This window comes from Candidatus Palauibacter irciniicola (assembly GCF_965208695.1).
GTDB classification, from domain to species: Bacteria; Gemmatimonadota; Gemmatimonadetes; order Palauibacterales; family Palauibacteraceae; genus Palauibacter; species Palauibacter irciniicola.
Genome location: NZ_OZ242352.1, coordinates 2,928,350 through 2,941,057, shown reverse-complemented (window position 1 = coordinate 2,941,057; position 12,708 = coordinate 2,928,350). Strand labels below are relative to the sequence as shown.

Annotated in this window: 14 protein-coding genes; 4 read left to right on the top strand and 10 right to left on the bottom strand. The window is 68.9% G+C overall.

Annotated features, from left to right (window positions below; translation table 11 throughout):
• Positions 1-7: 7 nt before the first annotated feature.
• Genes ACOGI9_RS12745 through sufC form a run of 10 tightly spaced genes read right to left on the bottom strand, consistent with a single transcriptional unit; the run spans position 8 to position 7,687 of the window.
• Positions 8-280: an OsmC family protein gene (locus ACOGI9_RS12745; protein WP_419859296.1), complete on the bottom strand. Its 273-nt coding sequence runs from the start codon at positions 278-280 to the stop codon at positions 8-10.
• Positions 281-475, bottom strand: a complete 195-nt coding sequence (locus ACOGI9_RS12740; RefSeq protein WP_310754882.1) for a hypothetical protein — start codon at positions 473-475, stop codon at positions 281-283.
• Positions 468-1,067, bottom strand: coding sequence for an NUDIX hydrolase (locus tag ACOGI9_RS12735; RefSeq protein ID WP_419857490.1), 600 nt, complete (start codon positions 1,065-1,067; stop codon positions 468-470). The genes ACOGI9_RS12740 and ACOGI9_RS12735 overlap by 8 nt, the downstream gene beginning before the upstream one ends.
• A complete protein-coding gene (rsgA, locus tag ACOGI9_RS12730; RefSeq protein WP_419857489.1) occupies positions 1,064-1,975 on the bottom strand; it encodes a ribosome small subunit-dependent GTPase A in 912 nt (303 codons plus the stop codon). Before rsgA ends, ACOGI9_RS12735 begins: the two co-directional genes overlap by 4 nt.
• Positions 1,972-2,469 carry a Fe-S cluster assembly sulfur transfer protein SufU gene (sufU, locus tag ACOGI9_RS12725; RefSeq protein WP_419857488.1) on the bottom strand — a complete coding sequence of 166 codons (498 nt, stop codon included), beginning with the start codon at positions 2,467-2,469 and terminating at the stop codon, positions 1,972-1,974. Before sufU ends, rsgA begins: the two co-directional genes overlap by 4 nt.
• 4 nt (positions 2,470-2,473) lie before the next feature.
• A complete protein-coding gene (locus tag ACOGI9_RS12720; protein WP_419857487.1) occupies positions 2,474-3,814 on the bottom strand; it encodes a cysteine desulfurase in 1,341 nt (446 codons plus the stop codon).
• Between the two features lie 17 nt (positions 3,815-3,831).
• A complete protein-coding gene (locus ACOGI9_RS12715; protein ID WP_419857486.1) occupies positions 3,832-4,143 on the bottom strand; it encodes a Rieske (2Fe-2S) protein in 312 nt (103 codons plus the stop codon).
• A complete protein-coding gene (gene sufD / locus ACOGI9_RS12710; protein WP_419857485.1) occupies positions 4,140-5,471 on the bottom strand; it encodes a Fe-S cluster assembly protein SufD in 1,332 nt (443 codons plus the stop codon). Before sufD ends, ACOGI9_RS12715 begins: the two co-directional genes overlap by 4 nt.
• Positions 5,468-6,883 (bottom strand): Fe-S cluster assembly protein SufB, encoded by a 1,416-nt coding sequence (sufB, locus tag ACOGI9_RS12705; protein WP_419857484.1) that lies wholly within the window; start codon positions 6,881-6,883, stop codon positions 5,468-5,470. Before sufB ends, sufD begins: the two co-directional genes overlap by 4 nt.
• Positions 6,884-6,916: 33 nt before the next feature.
• Positions 6,917-7,687, bottom strand: coding sequence for a Fe-S cluster assembly ATPase SufC (sufC, locus tag ACOGI9_RS12700; RefSeq protein WP_419857483.1), 771 nt, complete (start codon positions 7,685-7,687; stop codon positions 6,917-6,919).
• Between the two features lie 195 nt (positions 7,688-7,882).
• Here sufC and ACOGI9_RS12695 point away from each other — a divergent pair, with 195 nt between their 5' ends.
• From ACOGI9_RS12695 to ACOGI9_RS12680, 4 genes are all read left to right on the top strand, one after another.
• On the top strand, positions 7,883-8,917 hold the full coding sequence (locus tag ACOGI9_RS12695; RefSeq protein ID WP_419857482.1) for a zinc-binding dehydrogenase: 1,035 nt from the start codon (positions 7,883-7,885) through the stop codon (positions 8,915-8,917).
• On the top strand, positions 8,914-10,635 hold the full coding sequence (gene glpD / locus ACOGI9_RS12690; protein ID WP_419857481.1) for a glycerol-3-phosphate dehydrogenase: 1,722 nt from the start codon (positions 8,914-8,916) through the stop codon (positions 10,633-10,635). Before ACOGI9_RS12695 ends, glpD begins: the two co-directional genes overlap by 4 nt.
• Before the next feature lie 558 nt (positions 10,636-11,193).
• The gene (locus tag ACOGI9_RS12685) at positions 11,194-11,340 is read left to right on the top strand and encodes a hypothetical protein (RefSeq protein ID WP_419857480.1); all 147 of its coding nucleotides are present in this window, start codon (positions 11,194-11,196) and stop codon (positions 11,338-11,340) included.
• 226 nt (positions 11,341-11,566) lie between these two features.
• Entirely contained in the window at positions 11,567-12,703 is a 1,137-nt protein-coding gene (locus ACOGI9_RS12680) for a DUF3179 domain-containing (seleno)protein (RefSeq protein ID WP_419857479.1), read from the top strand.
• The last annotated feature ends 5 nt before the right edge of the window (positions 12,704-12,708 follow it).

Genomic DNA, 12,708 nt, shown 5'->3' with positions numbered 1-12,708 from the left:
CGCCGCCTCAGGCGACGGGTACGACGTCGAGTTCCGTCGTGATCTCGATGCAGCCGGAGAGCGTTCGGTAGACCGGACACTTCGGCGGATGGGCTTCGAACGCGCGCCGGATCGCATCGGCGTGCGCCTCGTCCGCCTGAAGCCGATATCGGGCCCGGATCCGCCGGATCACGAGCACGCCGTCGTCCGTCTCGACCTCGCCCTCCACGTTCGCCACCAACCGACCTTCATCCGCTTTTACGCCGCGCGCTTCCAGCGCGCCCCCGAAGGTTCCGGCCAGTCAGCCGCCGGTCGCGGCGATGACATAGTCGAGGGTCGTGGCGACGTCGCGGTTGTCGCGGACTCCGTAGTACTCGGCGATCGCGGAATGGACGCCGAAGTCGACCGGCGCATCCGTAGCCGGGATCTCCGCCGTGCGGTATGGCCCCTTCTGCCGCACGATCTTCACGTGCGAGCGGTAGACGACTTCACTCATTCGTTGGTCTCTCCATGATGATGTCGAGGAAGTTCATGACGACGCGGTGCGTGAGCCCCCAAATGGCGTCGCCCTCGTACAAGATGGAAGGCCACACGTGCTCCCGGCCACCGTCCGGGTAACGGATCTCGGAACGCAGAGCCGGGTCGCGCAGCGCGCCCAGCGGAGCCCACACGTGATACTGCACCTCCGCGTTGGTCGAGACCCGGACGTCTTCCCCGTGCCAGGCGACGAAGGGGGAGATGAGGATCGACGGGATCCGGCGCGTCACCGGGTGCAGGTCGTCCAGCCGCCCCAGGAACCCGCCGCGCGGAAGGTCGAGCCCCACCTCCTCGCGCAACTCGCGGCGCGCCGTCTCCAGGAGGTCCGCATCCGCCGCGTCCCGGTGCCCGCCGGGAAGCGCCATGTGGCCGGACCAGGGGTCGCCGGGGACCTCCGCCCGCCGGACGAAGAGCACCTCCAGGTCGTGGCTCCGCGGACGAACCACGAGGGTCACGGCCGCGTGGCGCTCCGCCGCCACGGGATCGACGACGGTGTGGCCCGCCGCCAACAGCCGACGCGAAACCCCCGCCGGGCTCCAGCCGTCCCTCACCGACCCTTCTCCGCTTCGTCGAGGAGCCGCAGGTAGCTCTCCAGCCGCCGAGGCCGGATCTCCCCATCCTCCACGGCCGCGCGAACCGCGCAATCCGGCTCCACCCGATGTCGGCAGTCCGCGAACCGGCAGCCGTCGCCCGCCGCGGCGATCTCGACGAAGCCCCCCGCCAGTTCCGCCGGATCCAGCCCCCACAGCGCCAGGTACTGCAGGCCGGGCGTGTCCGCGACGTAGCCGCCGTCGGGGTATCGATAGAGCGCCGACGCCACCGTCGTGTGCCGCCCTCGTCCCCGCCGCTCGCTGATCTCGCCCACGCGGAGGTCGAGCTCCGGCACGAGGGCGTTCAACAGGCTCGACTTCCCCACGCCCGACTGCCCGCTGAGGACCGTGATCCGCCCCGCGAGGCGTCCGGCGAGCGCCGTGAGTCCCGCCCCCGATTCGGCGCTCGTCCGCAGCGTCTCCACGCCGAGCGCCGCGTACTGCCCGAGGCCGTCGCCGGATGCGGGCTCCGCGAGGTCCGTCTTGTTCACGACGAGGAAGGCGTCGATGCCGCTCAGCGCCGCAAGCGCGAGCAGTCGGTCCGCCATGAGGAAATCGGGATCGGGCGCCGTCACCGAAACGACGACGGCGACCTGGTCCACGTTCGCGACGATCACCTGTTCGCGCCGTTTGGAGACGCCGTGCCGGGAAAGCGCGCCGCTTCGCGCACGGAGCCGAACGATCCGCATCTCGTCGCCGACGCGTTCCAGTTCGACAAGGTCGCCGACCGAAACGATGCGCGAGTCCGTCTGCTTCAGGCGACCGCGCAGCGACGCCTGCACCACGGTCCGGGAATCGTCCACGTGATAGACCCCACCGGCGATCCGCAGTACGCGGCCGACGGCAGCGGAGGGGCCACCGGATGTCACGCCGGGCCGCGGTCCTCGTCCGTCCCGTCCCCGAGCTCCTCGAGACAGTTCCACGCCAGCAGCGCGCACTTGATGCGAACCGGGAACTTCGAGACCCCCGCCAGCGTGCGCAGATCGCCGAGGTCGTCGTCCGACAGCAGCGCTTCGTCTCCGTGCAGGAGGTGCGTGAACTTTCCGGACAACTCCAGCGCCTGATCGAGCGACTTCCCCCGCACGCGTCCGGTCAGCATCGACGCGGACGCCAGGCTGATCGAGCACCCGCGGCCCAGGAAGCGCGCCTCGACGATGCTCCCTCCCTCCACGCGCAACATGAGTTCGATCACGTCGCCGCAGAGCGGGTTGTTCATCGTGATCGCATGCGTGGCCTCGTCCAGATGCCCCTTGTTCCGGGGCTTCCGGTAGTGGTCGAGGATGACTTCCTGGTACAGCTGGTTGAGCGACGAGGGGATCTCCCGGTCGACGGCGCCGGGCGTGCTTGAACGGGGTTCGGTCATGGATTCAGGCGATGCCGCCGAAGACTTCGGCTGCCAGGGCGAGGCCGTCGCACAGCGCGTCGATCTCCCGCGGCGAATTGTAGAAGTAGAAGCTCGCCCGGGCCGTCGCGCTGATCCCGTAGTGGTCCATCAGCGGCTGGTTGCAATGGTGCCCCGCCCGGATCGCGATTCCCCGCTGGTCGAGGATCGTGGAGAGGTCGTGCGGATGTATGTCGCCGTACGTGAAGGAGAAGACCGCGGTCCGCTCCTCGCGGGGGCCGTACAGGCGAAGCCCCTCGATCTCGTCGAGGCGCTCGAGCGCGGCGCGCTTCAGGGCGCCCTCGTGCGCCTCGATCGCCTCCGACCCGAGGTCCGCGAGAAAGCGGGCGGCTTCGCCGAAGCCCACGACGCCCGAGATATTGGGCGTTCCGGCCTCGAACTTGTGCGGCACCTTCGCCCACGAAGATCCCTCGAGCTTCACCTCCGAGATCATCTCGCCCCCGCCCTGGTACGGAGGCATCTCCTCCAGCAGCTCCCGTCTGGCCCACAGCGCCCCGACGCCGGTGGGACCGCACATCTTGTGGCTGCTGAACGCGTAGAAGTCGCACCCGGTCTTCGCGACATCGGTCAGCATGTGGGGCGCGGCCTGCGCGCCGTCGATGAGCGTCAACGCGCCGGCCGCGTGGGCCCGGTCCACGATCTCCCGGACCGGATTAACGGTCCCCAGGCTGTTGGAGACGTGCGTGCAGGCGACCAGCCGGGTTCGCTTCCCCAGCAGCCGGTCGAAATCGTCCAGATCGAGCGTGCCCCCGGGCGTGACGTCGACGAAGCGGAGGCTGCACCCCGTGCGGCGCGCGAGCAGTTGCCACGGCACGAGGTTCGAGTGGTGCTCCATCTTCGTGAGCACGATCTCGTCGCCCTCAGCGATGAACGCGTCCCCCCAGCTCGACGCGACGAGGTTCACCGCCTCCGTCGTACCGCGCGTGAAGACGATCTCCGCCGGGTCCGTCGTGCCCGCGTGCGTCGCCACCGCACGGCGCGCGCCCTCGTACGCCTCCGTCGCCTCCGCGCTGAGCCGATGCACGCCGCGATGCACGTTCGCGTGCTCCCGGCGCAGATAGCGCTCGACCCGGTTCAGCACGCGGAGTGGCTGCTGCGAGCTTGCCGCGTTGTCCAGATAGGCCAGGGGGTGGCCGTTGACTTCCCTCGACAGAATGGGGAACTGGGCCCGGATCGCGGCGAGATCCCAGCCGCCATCGTCCGAAGCCTCACCCGGATCGCGGCGACCGCCCGGCGCGGAGGAGCGCTCGGACGCCGGCACGCCCGTCGCGCGCATGGTATCCGTCATCTCCGCCGTCTCCGCCATCGGGCCCCGGATCCCGCTCAGTCGAGGTCGACCTGAATGTCGTCCCCGTCGATCCGCACGTCGAAGCGCCGGACCGGCATGACCGCCGGGAGCGCCCTCGGCTCGCCGGTCGCGAGATCGAAGCGCGCACCGTGGAGGAGACAGGTGATCTCACCCGCCTCGACCTCGCCGTCCGAGAGCGGGAACTCTTCGTGGGAGCAGCAGTCCTCGAGCGCATAGACCTCGCCGCCGCTCCGGATGAGGGCGATCGCCAGGTCCTCGGCCATCACCCCGCACGTTCCGTTCTCCGGGACATCGTCGACCCTGGCCACCGTGACGAATCGGCTCATAGCCCGATCTTCTCCTCGATCGCTTCGCGGACGCGCGCCCGCACCCCCTCCATCGGAAGGCGTCCCAGAACCTCGTCGAAGAACCCGAACACGAGCAGGCGCTCGGCCTGGCGCCGCGTGAGACCGCGGCTCATCAGGTAGAAGAGTTGTCCGTCCTCGACCTGCCCGATCGTCGCCCCGTGCGAGCAGCGCACATCGTCGGCCTCGATCTCCAGGTTGGGAAGCGCGGAGGCGTGAGAGCCCTCGCTCAGGAGCAGGTTGCGGTTCGTCTGGTAGGCGTCCGTGAGCTGGGCGCCCTTGTCGACCCGGATCAGCCCGCGGAACACGCTCGAACCCGCGTCCGTCAGGGCCCCCTTGAACAGCAGATCGCTGTGCGCGTGCGGCGCCGCGTGATGCTGCAGCGTGTGGTGGTCGAAGTGCTGGTCGGAGTCGCCGAACCAGAGCGCGAGCATCTCGCTGCTGCTCCCGGGCCCGTCGAGACGGCTCGTGACGTCCGCCCTCGAGAGGTCGCCGCCCAGCGTGACGTTGAAGGTCACGATCCGCGAGTCGCGGCCCGCGGCGACGTGTTGCGTCGAGAATCGCTTCACGCCCCGGCCGAAGCGCTGGAGCGCGACGTACTCAATCCCCGCGCCCCCCTCACCCGTGATCGTTGCCCCGTGAAGCGAGACGGTCTCCGCTTCGAGATCGTCGGAGAGGAACTCGTCGATCACCGCGACCCGCGCGCCCGACTCGCCGGACACGAACGAATGTGTCGAGGAGACCGTCCCGGCCCGCTCGACGAAGTGAAACGCGTGGATCGGCGCCGGCATCTCCACCCCGCGCGGCACGTGCAGGAAATAGCCGCCGCCCAGGAGGGCGAGGTGCAGCGCCCAGAGCTTCTCTTCCGCGGGGCCGGGCTGCGCCTCCAACAGCGCGCGCCTCAGCACCTCCGGGTGCCGCTCCGCCGCGTCCCGGATCGAGCACAGGACCACGCCGCTCCGCGCCACCTCGGGTTCGAGTTCGAGATGCGCGACCCGCCCCTCCCGGAGGACGACGACGCCCGCCCGCTCACCGGAGCGCCCGAGCACCTCGCGCACATCCGCCGGCAGCGCTTCCGCCGTCGCGGGCGCCGGGACCACCGGCGTGAGCGCCCCGAAACCGACCTTCGTGAGGTCCGTGTACCGCCATTCCTCCGACTTCTTCGTCGGCCAGGGAAGGGCGGTGAACCGTTCCCAAGCGGCGGCCCGCGCCCCCGCGATCGCTTCCGGCTCCGTCAGCCCGCCGGCCAGCGTATCGAAATCCGCCGCGGCCAGCGTCGACTCCGCCGGCCCGGCTGTCATTGTGCTCATCCGACCGACCCTTCCATCTCCAGTTCGATCAGCCGGTTCAGTTCGATCGCGTACTCGAGCGGCAACTCCTTGGCCACCGGCTCGATGAAGCCGCGTACGATCATCGCCATCGCCTCCGCCTCGTCGAGGCCACGGCTCATCAGATAGAAGAGCTGCTCGTCGCCCACCTTCGAGACCGTGGCCTCGTGTCCGATCGATGCCGTGTTCTCATCGATCTCGATGTAGGGGTAGGTGTCCGTCCGCGACTGTTCGTCGAGCAGCAGCGCGTCGCACTCGACGTTGGACTTCGCGCCCTCCGCGCCGTCATACACCTTGCACAGTCCGCGGTACGAGGAGCGTCCGAGCCCCTTCGAGATGGACTTCGAGGTGATCTGGGACGTCGTGTTGGGGGCGGCGTGGATCACCTTGCCGCCCGTGTCCTGGTGCTGGCCGTCCCCCGCGTACGCGATGGAGAGGATCTCGCCGTGCGCCCGCTCTCCGACCAGAAAGCACGACGGGTACTTCATCGTGAGTTTCGAGCCCAGGTTCCCGTCGAGCCACTCCATCTTCGCGTCCTCGTGCACGAGCGCCCGCTGCGTGACGAGGTTGTACATGTTGTTCGACCAGTTCTGGATCGTGGTGTACCGGAAGCGCGCGCCCTTCTTGACCACGATCTCGATGACGCCGGAGTGGAACGAGTCCGTCGAGTAGACCGGCGCCGTGCAGCCCTCGATGTAGTGGGCCTCGGCCCCCTCTTCGCAGATGATGAGGGTGCGCTCGAACTGGCCCATGCGCTCCGCGTTGACCCGGAAGTAGGCCTGGAGCGGAATCTCCACCTTCACCCCCTTCGGGATGTAGACGAACGACCCGCCCGACCACACGGCCGAGTTGAGCGCCGCGAACTTGTTGTCGTGCGTGGGGACGACGGTCGAGAAGTACTGCCGGAACAGCTCCGGGTGCTTCGCGAGTCCATCTTCGATCGACTCGAAGATCACGCCCTGCTCCTCCCACTGCTCCTTCAGGGAGTGGTAGACCATCTCCGACTCGTACTGGGCCCCGACCCCGGCGAGCGCCTTACGCTCCGCCTCGGGGATCCCGAGCTTCTCGAACGTGTCCTTGATCTCCTGCGGGACATCGTCCCAGGACCGCTCCATCTGATCCTGCGGCTTGAGGTAGAAGTAGATCTGGTCGAGCGTGTCCTCGAGCTTCGAGAGATCCCCGCCCCACTTCGGCATCGGCTTGGAGTAGTAGACGTCGAGCGCCTTCAGCCGGAAGTCGAGCATCCATTCCGGCTCTTCCTTGTGCTGCGAGATCTGGCGCACGATGTCGCTGGAGAGCCCGGGGACGGCCTTGAAGACGGGCTTGTCCTCCGTGACGAAGCCGTACTTGTATTCGTCGAGCCCGAGTTCGGCGATGGTCTCGTTCTGAGGCATGGTTCCTCCACCTTCCCTTACGGCGTTACGGCGTCAGACGGTCGCGGGCTGCTGCAGCCAGTCGTACCCCTCGGCTTCCAGCTTGTCGGCCAGCGAGGCGCCGCCGCTCTCCGCGATGCGGCCCGCCATCATCACATGCACGACGTCCGGCTGGATGTAGTTCAGGATCCGCTTGTAGTGCGTGATGAGCAGCACTCCGAGCGCTTCGTCGGCCTCGGAAAGGCGGTTCACTCCGCGGGCCACGACCTTGAGCGCGTCGATGTCGAGTCCGCTGTCCGTCTCGTCCAGAACCCCGAGCGCCGGCCGGAGCACGGCCATCTGCAGGATCTCGTTCCGCTTCTTCTCGCCGCCGGAGAAGCCGTCGTTCACATACCGGGTGGCGAAGCCCGGATCCATCTTCAGCATCTCCATCTTCTCCGTGAGCGTGCGCTGGAACCCGAACACGTCCATCTCCTCGCCCTCGTCCAGCCGCGAGTTGACGGCGGTGCGCAGAAAATTGGCGATCGAGACGCCCGGGATCTCCGCCGGATACTGGAAGGCGAGAAAGATCCCCGCGCGGCTCCGCTCATCGGGCTCCAGCTCGAGGACATCCTCTCCCTCGAACAGGATCTCGCCGGCCGTCACCTCGTACGCGGGGTGGCCCGCGATGACCTTGGCGAGCGTGCTCTTGCCCGAGCCGTTGGGTCCCATCAGCGCGTGCACTTCGCCGCGCTCGAGGTCCAGGTCGACGCCGCGGAGGATCTCCCCGTCCTCACCTTCGACTTTCGCCCGGAGTCCGCGGATCGACAGAAGCGGTTCTGACATCGTGTCCTCTTGGTGCGAAAGGCCGGTCACCCAGGGGCGCCGGCCTGGAAATACAGTGTTCAATTCGAGATGAACCGATAACGATTATCGGCCGAACAAGGTACGCGGCGCACGACCCCATATCAAGCCTCGTTGAGACCGGTTCTCAACCAAGGCCCACTGCACGCACCGCGGCGCAACCGTAGGTTGGCGGCCATGAAAGCGGCCTACTTCGAACGACACGGGGGGCCCGACGTCATCCGCGTCGGCGACCTGCGCGAACCGGCGGCGGGTCCCGGCGAAGTGCTGATCCGCGTGCGCGCGGCCGGCCTCAACCACCTGGATCTGTGGACGCGGCGCGGTTTGCCGGGACTCACGTTGAAGATGCCGCACATCGGAGGGTCGGATGTGGCGGGCGAGATCGCGGCGACGGGGGATGGCGTGGAGGGCTGGTCCCCCGGCGACCGGGTCGCGGTCAACCCGGGCCTCTGGTGCGCCCGCGCCGACTGCGAGTGGTGCGCCCGCGGCGAGCACCCCCTCTGCGCCTCCTACCGTATCCTCGGCGAGCACGTGCCGGGCGGTTTCGCGGAACAGGTCGCGGTTCCGGCGCGCAACCTGGTCCGGCTCCCCGACGGCTTCCCGTTCGCGACCGCGGCCGTCGCGCCACTCGTATACCAGACGGCATGGCGCGGACTCCTGTCGCGTGGGCGGCTGGCGCCGGGAGAGACGGTTCTCATCACGGGGGCGTCGGGCGGCGTCTCCACCGCCGCGATCCAGATCGCGAAACACCACGGGGCGCGGGTATTCGCGGTGACGAGCGGACCCGGGAACGTACGGCGCGTGGAGGCGCTCGGAGCGGACCTCGTCATCGATCGCCTCGAGGAAGATTTTTCGCGGCGCGTCTGGATGGAGACGGCGAAACGCGGCGTCGACCTCGTCCTCGACAGCGTGGGCGCGGCGACGTGGGAGGGCTGCGTGCGCGCGCTGGCGCGTGCGGGCAGGATGGTCGTATACGGCGCGACGACCGGGCCACAGGGCACGCTCAACATCGCGCGTCTGTTCTGGAGTCAGACATCGATCATGGGGACCACGATGGCGACGCGTGCCGAGTTCGAGGCCGTGATGGGACTCGTGCTGGACGGCACCCTGACGCCGGTCGTCGATGACCTGTGGCCGCTCGACCGGGCGCGCGAGGCCCACGAGCGGCTGGAGGCGGGCGGAGTCTTCGGGAAGCTCGTCCTCGAGCCGTGACCCCGGCTCCGGGGCGCGCCGAGCGGTTCCGGAGCCTCGCGGAGACCGCCTTCGACATCCTCGTCATCGGAGGCGGCATTTCCGGCGCGGCCGTCGCGCGCGACGCGGCCCGCCGCGGTTTTCGCACCGCTCTCGTCGAAGCCGCGGACTTCGCGTCGGGCACGAGCAGCCGTTCTTCCCGCCTCGTCCACGGCGGCCTGCGCTACCTGGAGCACTTCGAGTTCGACCTCGTGTTCGAGGCGAGCCAGGAACGCCGGACCCTGCTCCGGATCGCGACCCACCTCGTCCGGCCGCTGGAGTTCCACTTTCCCATCTTCCGGGACGGCCGCATCGGCCGGAGGAAGCTGGACGCGGGGATGTGGCTCTACGACGCGCTCTCGCTGTTCCGGAACATCGAACGCCACCAGATGCTCGACACGGAAGCCATGCGCGCCCGTGAACCGGCGCTGCGGACCGAGGGGTTGCTCGGCGGCGCGCGCTATTTCGATGCCCAGGTCGACGATGCACGGCTCGTCGTCACGACCATCGTGGCGGCCGTCGAGGCCGGCGCGACCGTGGTCAACCGGGCCGAGGTCGTGCGCATCGACGCATCGGACTGGCCGGGCCACCGGGCGCTGGTGAGAGACGTGGAGGGCGGACGGGAAGTGGACGTCGACGCCCTCGCGATCGTCAACGCCACCGGCGCCTGGGCCGAACAGACACTCGACCGCGTCGCCGCGGGCCCGAAGGTACCCGCCCGGGGCGATGGCGCGGCGTCCGCTGTGCGCATCCGCCCCTCGCGGGGGACGCACATCCACGTGGCGCGCGAACGGGTGGGGCACTCCGGCGCCCTGATCTTCGAGGCACCCCAGGACGGCCGCGTGATGTTCATCCTCCCGTGGCGGGAGGACCTGACCCTCATCGGCACCACGGATGAGTTCTTCGACGGCCGCCCGCACGAGGTTGCGGCCACCCCCGCCGACATCGCCTACCTGGTCGAGGCCACGCGTCACCTGCTCCCCGCGTCGAAGCTGGGACCGGAAGATGTGATCAGCGCCTGGGCCGGCCTGCGGCCGCTCGTCGCGCCTCCCGCGGACGGCGCCGACGAGGGAGCCGTCTCGAGGGAGTTCGAGGTCCATCAGCATCCCCCGGGCGTCTTCACCCTGAGCGGAGGGAAGCTGACCTCTCACCGGCACATGGCCGAGGCGACGGTCGATCGCGTGCAGTCGTTCCTCGCGCCGGCGGGCGTGAAGGCGCTTCGGAAGGTGGATACGGACAAGGTCCCGCTGCCCGGCGCGCGGTTCCGGGATCTGGACGCGCTCCGCGGCCGGATCCGGGCGCGTGCCCGCGGGCAGGGACTCGAGCGCGCCTCCGCCGACAGACTGACGCGCGCGTACGGCACGAGAGCGAACCGCGTACTCGACCTGGTCGAGCGAAACCCGCGGCTCGGCGAGCGGGTCGTCGCCGAGCGGCCGCACCTTCTCGCCGAAGCGGTGTATTCGGTGCGGGGGGAGATGGCCCTTCACGTCGAGGACATTCTCTTTCGGCGGATGCGGGTGGGCCTCGAGACGCGGGCGGGGACGCCGGAGGCCGCGCGCCGCGTCGCCGAAGTCGTGGCCGCGGAGCTGGACTGGACGGAGGAACGGCGGTTGGAGGAAGAGAAACGGGCGCTGGCCTTCAGGGCGGTGGACGACGGCGCGATCCGCGAACTGGCGGCCCGCGCGAAGGAGGTTCGCTGAACCGGCGGCCTTTGCGGCCAGGCCGCGCTCTATCCGCATCCGCGCTTGCGTGGCTCGCGACGGCGTGCGCTCCGGCCGACGACCCTCCGGATTCGCGCGGGACCCCGCCCGATTCCGCGCCGTCCGACGGCGCTGCCGCCCCCGCACCACCCGCCCCCCTCGCGGGCGAGGGTCCGACACGCGAATACCGGATCCTGCTGGTCAATCCGCTCGACATCGACGCGTACGTCTTCGCCGCGGCCGGAGCCGGGAGCGTGGTGCTCGACACGGTGCCGCGCCGGGACTCGGTCCGTGTGAACATTCGGGTGCGCGCCGACCTCGTCCGCCTCGAGGCCCGTGGCTCGGAAGGCGCGGTCCTGGCGCAGACCGACCTCGCGCTGGCGCGCGACGCCCTCAACCGCTGGGTCATCGCGGCCGACGCTCCCGGCCGGCGTGTCACCAATGGGCCGGAGAGTTCGTTAAACGGCAGGAAGGCCTTATACTATGGGAGCGATCTGTGTCCGGATCCGGCGTTCGGTACGGCGTTAGGTGCAGGGACGATGGAGGAGGGGGGACGCCATGAAGAAGCTGAGGATCGTGCTGGCGCTCGTCGCGAGTATCGCGATGATCGTCGTCGGGCAGCGTCAGGTCGGCCAGAAGGATGTGCGGGCGCAGAAGGCCGACATCCAGGGAGTCGATTCCGAAAACGAGGCCTTGTTCATCTAGCACGGGCTGCTAGCAGGACGGCCGGCGGCCTCGCCGGTCCTTCCGCCCGAAGCACCGTCGAGCACTCTCGCGGCGGTGACGGAGGATGACAGGTGCGGGGCGCCGGATGAGTCCAGTCAAGTGTAATGTCGCCCGGCGGATCGGCTTGCGCCGTCGTATGCTCCGGGTCGCCCCGATACTGTGTGCCGTGGGGCTCGCCGCGTGCTCCGGAGAGAGCTTCGGCCCGTTGACCGGGTTCTCGAATTGCTCGCTTCCGCTCGCGAACTTCACGGACGCCGGCGCGGAGCGCTCGAGTATTCCGGCGCTCAATAACCCCGACGTCGCCACGCGGCTCATCGCCCCCCACGTCGGTTACGTCAATCGCAGCGACATGGTGATCGGGCTCGAATTCAACGGCCAGCCCCTCGCCATCCCGCTGAAGCTCCTCTGGTACCACGAAGTTCTGAACCTGCAGGCCGAATCCGACCCGGTCGATCCGAGTGCGACGGGAGAACGGCTCACGATCACCTATTCGCCGCTTACGGGATCGGTCAGCGTCTTCAATCCGGAGCCGAGCGGCACGCCCGACTTCGTGGTATCCAACTACGTTCTCGACAACAACCTCGTGATGGACGACGGCACCGGGACGCTCTACCCTCAACTGACGCGCTCCGCCACCTGCGGCCCGCGCGACGGCAGCAGCCTGACGCGCGTGCCGTACGAGTTGATGGTGTACGGGGCATGGCTCCAGATCTTTCTGGACACCTGGATCGCGACACGCGCGACGGGGCACGACTTCCTCTACACGCTCTACCCATACGGGAACTATCGGGACCCGGACAACGCCTCACTCTTCTATCCGACCTCCGCCCCGATCGATCCGCGCCGAAAGCCGAAGGAGCGGGTGGTCGGCGTCCCGTCGGGAACCGGTGGCATCGCGTTCGCCATCTCGGACCTGCGAGAAACCGCGGCCCGTGACCAGGAGGGTCAGAACACGTCCGTCTGGGCCGCGAGCGCCATGGCGCGCGGAGAACCCGTCGTTGCGTTCTGGAACTCCAGCGCTCAGAGCGCGAGGATCTACCGCGCTCGAGCCAACGGGCGGCCGCTCACGTTCGAAGTCGTCGATGGTCGCCGGCAGGACGTGGAGACGGGGAGCGTGTGGAATTTCGCGGGCGAGGCCGTGGATGGACCGCTGGAGGGAGAAAGACTCGAAGCGCACCCGGAGGCGTATCACGCGTTCTGGTTCGCCTGGGCGGCGTTCCAGCCGGACACGGAGGTGTGGACTGCCCCGATTCCCCTCACCGGCTCCGCCGATTTCGTTCCGGCGGACGACGCTACGTTGCTGCCGCCGGATCCGGATCTGACGAGACGGCGTCCGCGCTAGGGCAA

Excerpts from the sequence above, each read along its gene's own strand:
- ACOGI9_RS12740 (WP_310754882.1), bottom strand. The coding sequence starts at position 475 with ATGAGTGAAGTCGTCTACCGCTCGCACGTGAAGATCGTGCGGCAGAAG.
- sufU (WP_419857488.1), bottom strand. The coding sequence starts at position 2,469 with ATGACCGAACCCCGTTCAAGCACGCCCGGCGCCGTCGACCGGGAGATC.
- ACOGI9_RS12720 (WP_419857487.1), bottom strand. The coding sequence starts at position 3,814 with ATGGCGGAGACGGCGGAGATGACGGATACCATGCGCGCGACGGGCGTG.
- ACOGI9_RS12715 (WP_419857486.1), bottom strand. The coding sequence starts at position 4,143 with ATGAGCCGATTCGTCACGGTGGCCAGGGTCGACGATGTCCCGGAGAAC.
- sufD (WP_419857485.1), bottom strand. The coding sequence starts at position 5,471 with ATGAGCACAATGACAGCCGGGCCGGCGGAGTCGACGCTGGCCGCGGCG.
- sufB (WP_419857484.1), bottom strand. The coding sequence starts at position 6,883 with ATGCCTCAGAACGAGACCATCGCCGAACTCGGGCTCGACGAATACAAG.
- sufC (WP_419857483.1), bottom strand. The coding sequence starts at position 7,687 with ATGTCAGAACCGCTTCTGTCGATCCGCGGACTCCGGGCGAAAGTCGAA.
- ACOGI9_RS12695 (WP_419857482.1), top strand. The coding sequence starts at position 7,883 with ATGAAAGCGGCCTACTTCGAACGACACGGGGGGCCCGACGTCATCCGC.
- ACOGI9_RS12685 (WP_419857480.1), top strand. The coding sequence starts at position 11,194 with ATGAAGAAGCTGAGGATCGTGCTGGCGCTCGTCGCGAGTATCGCGATG.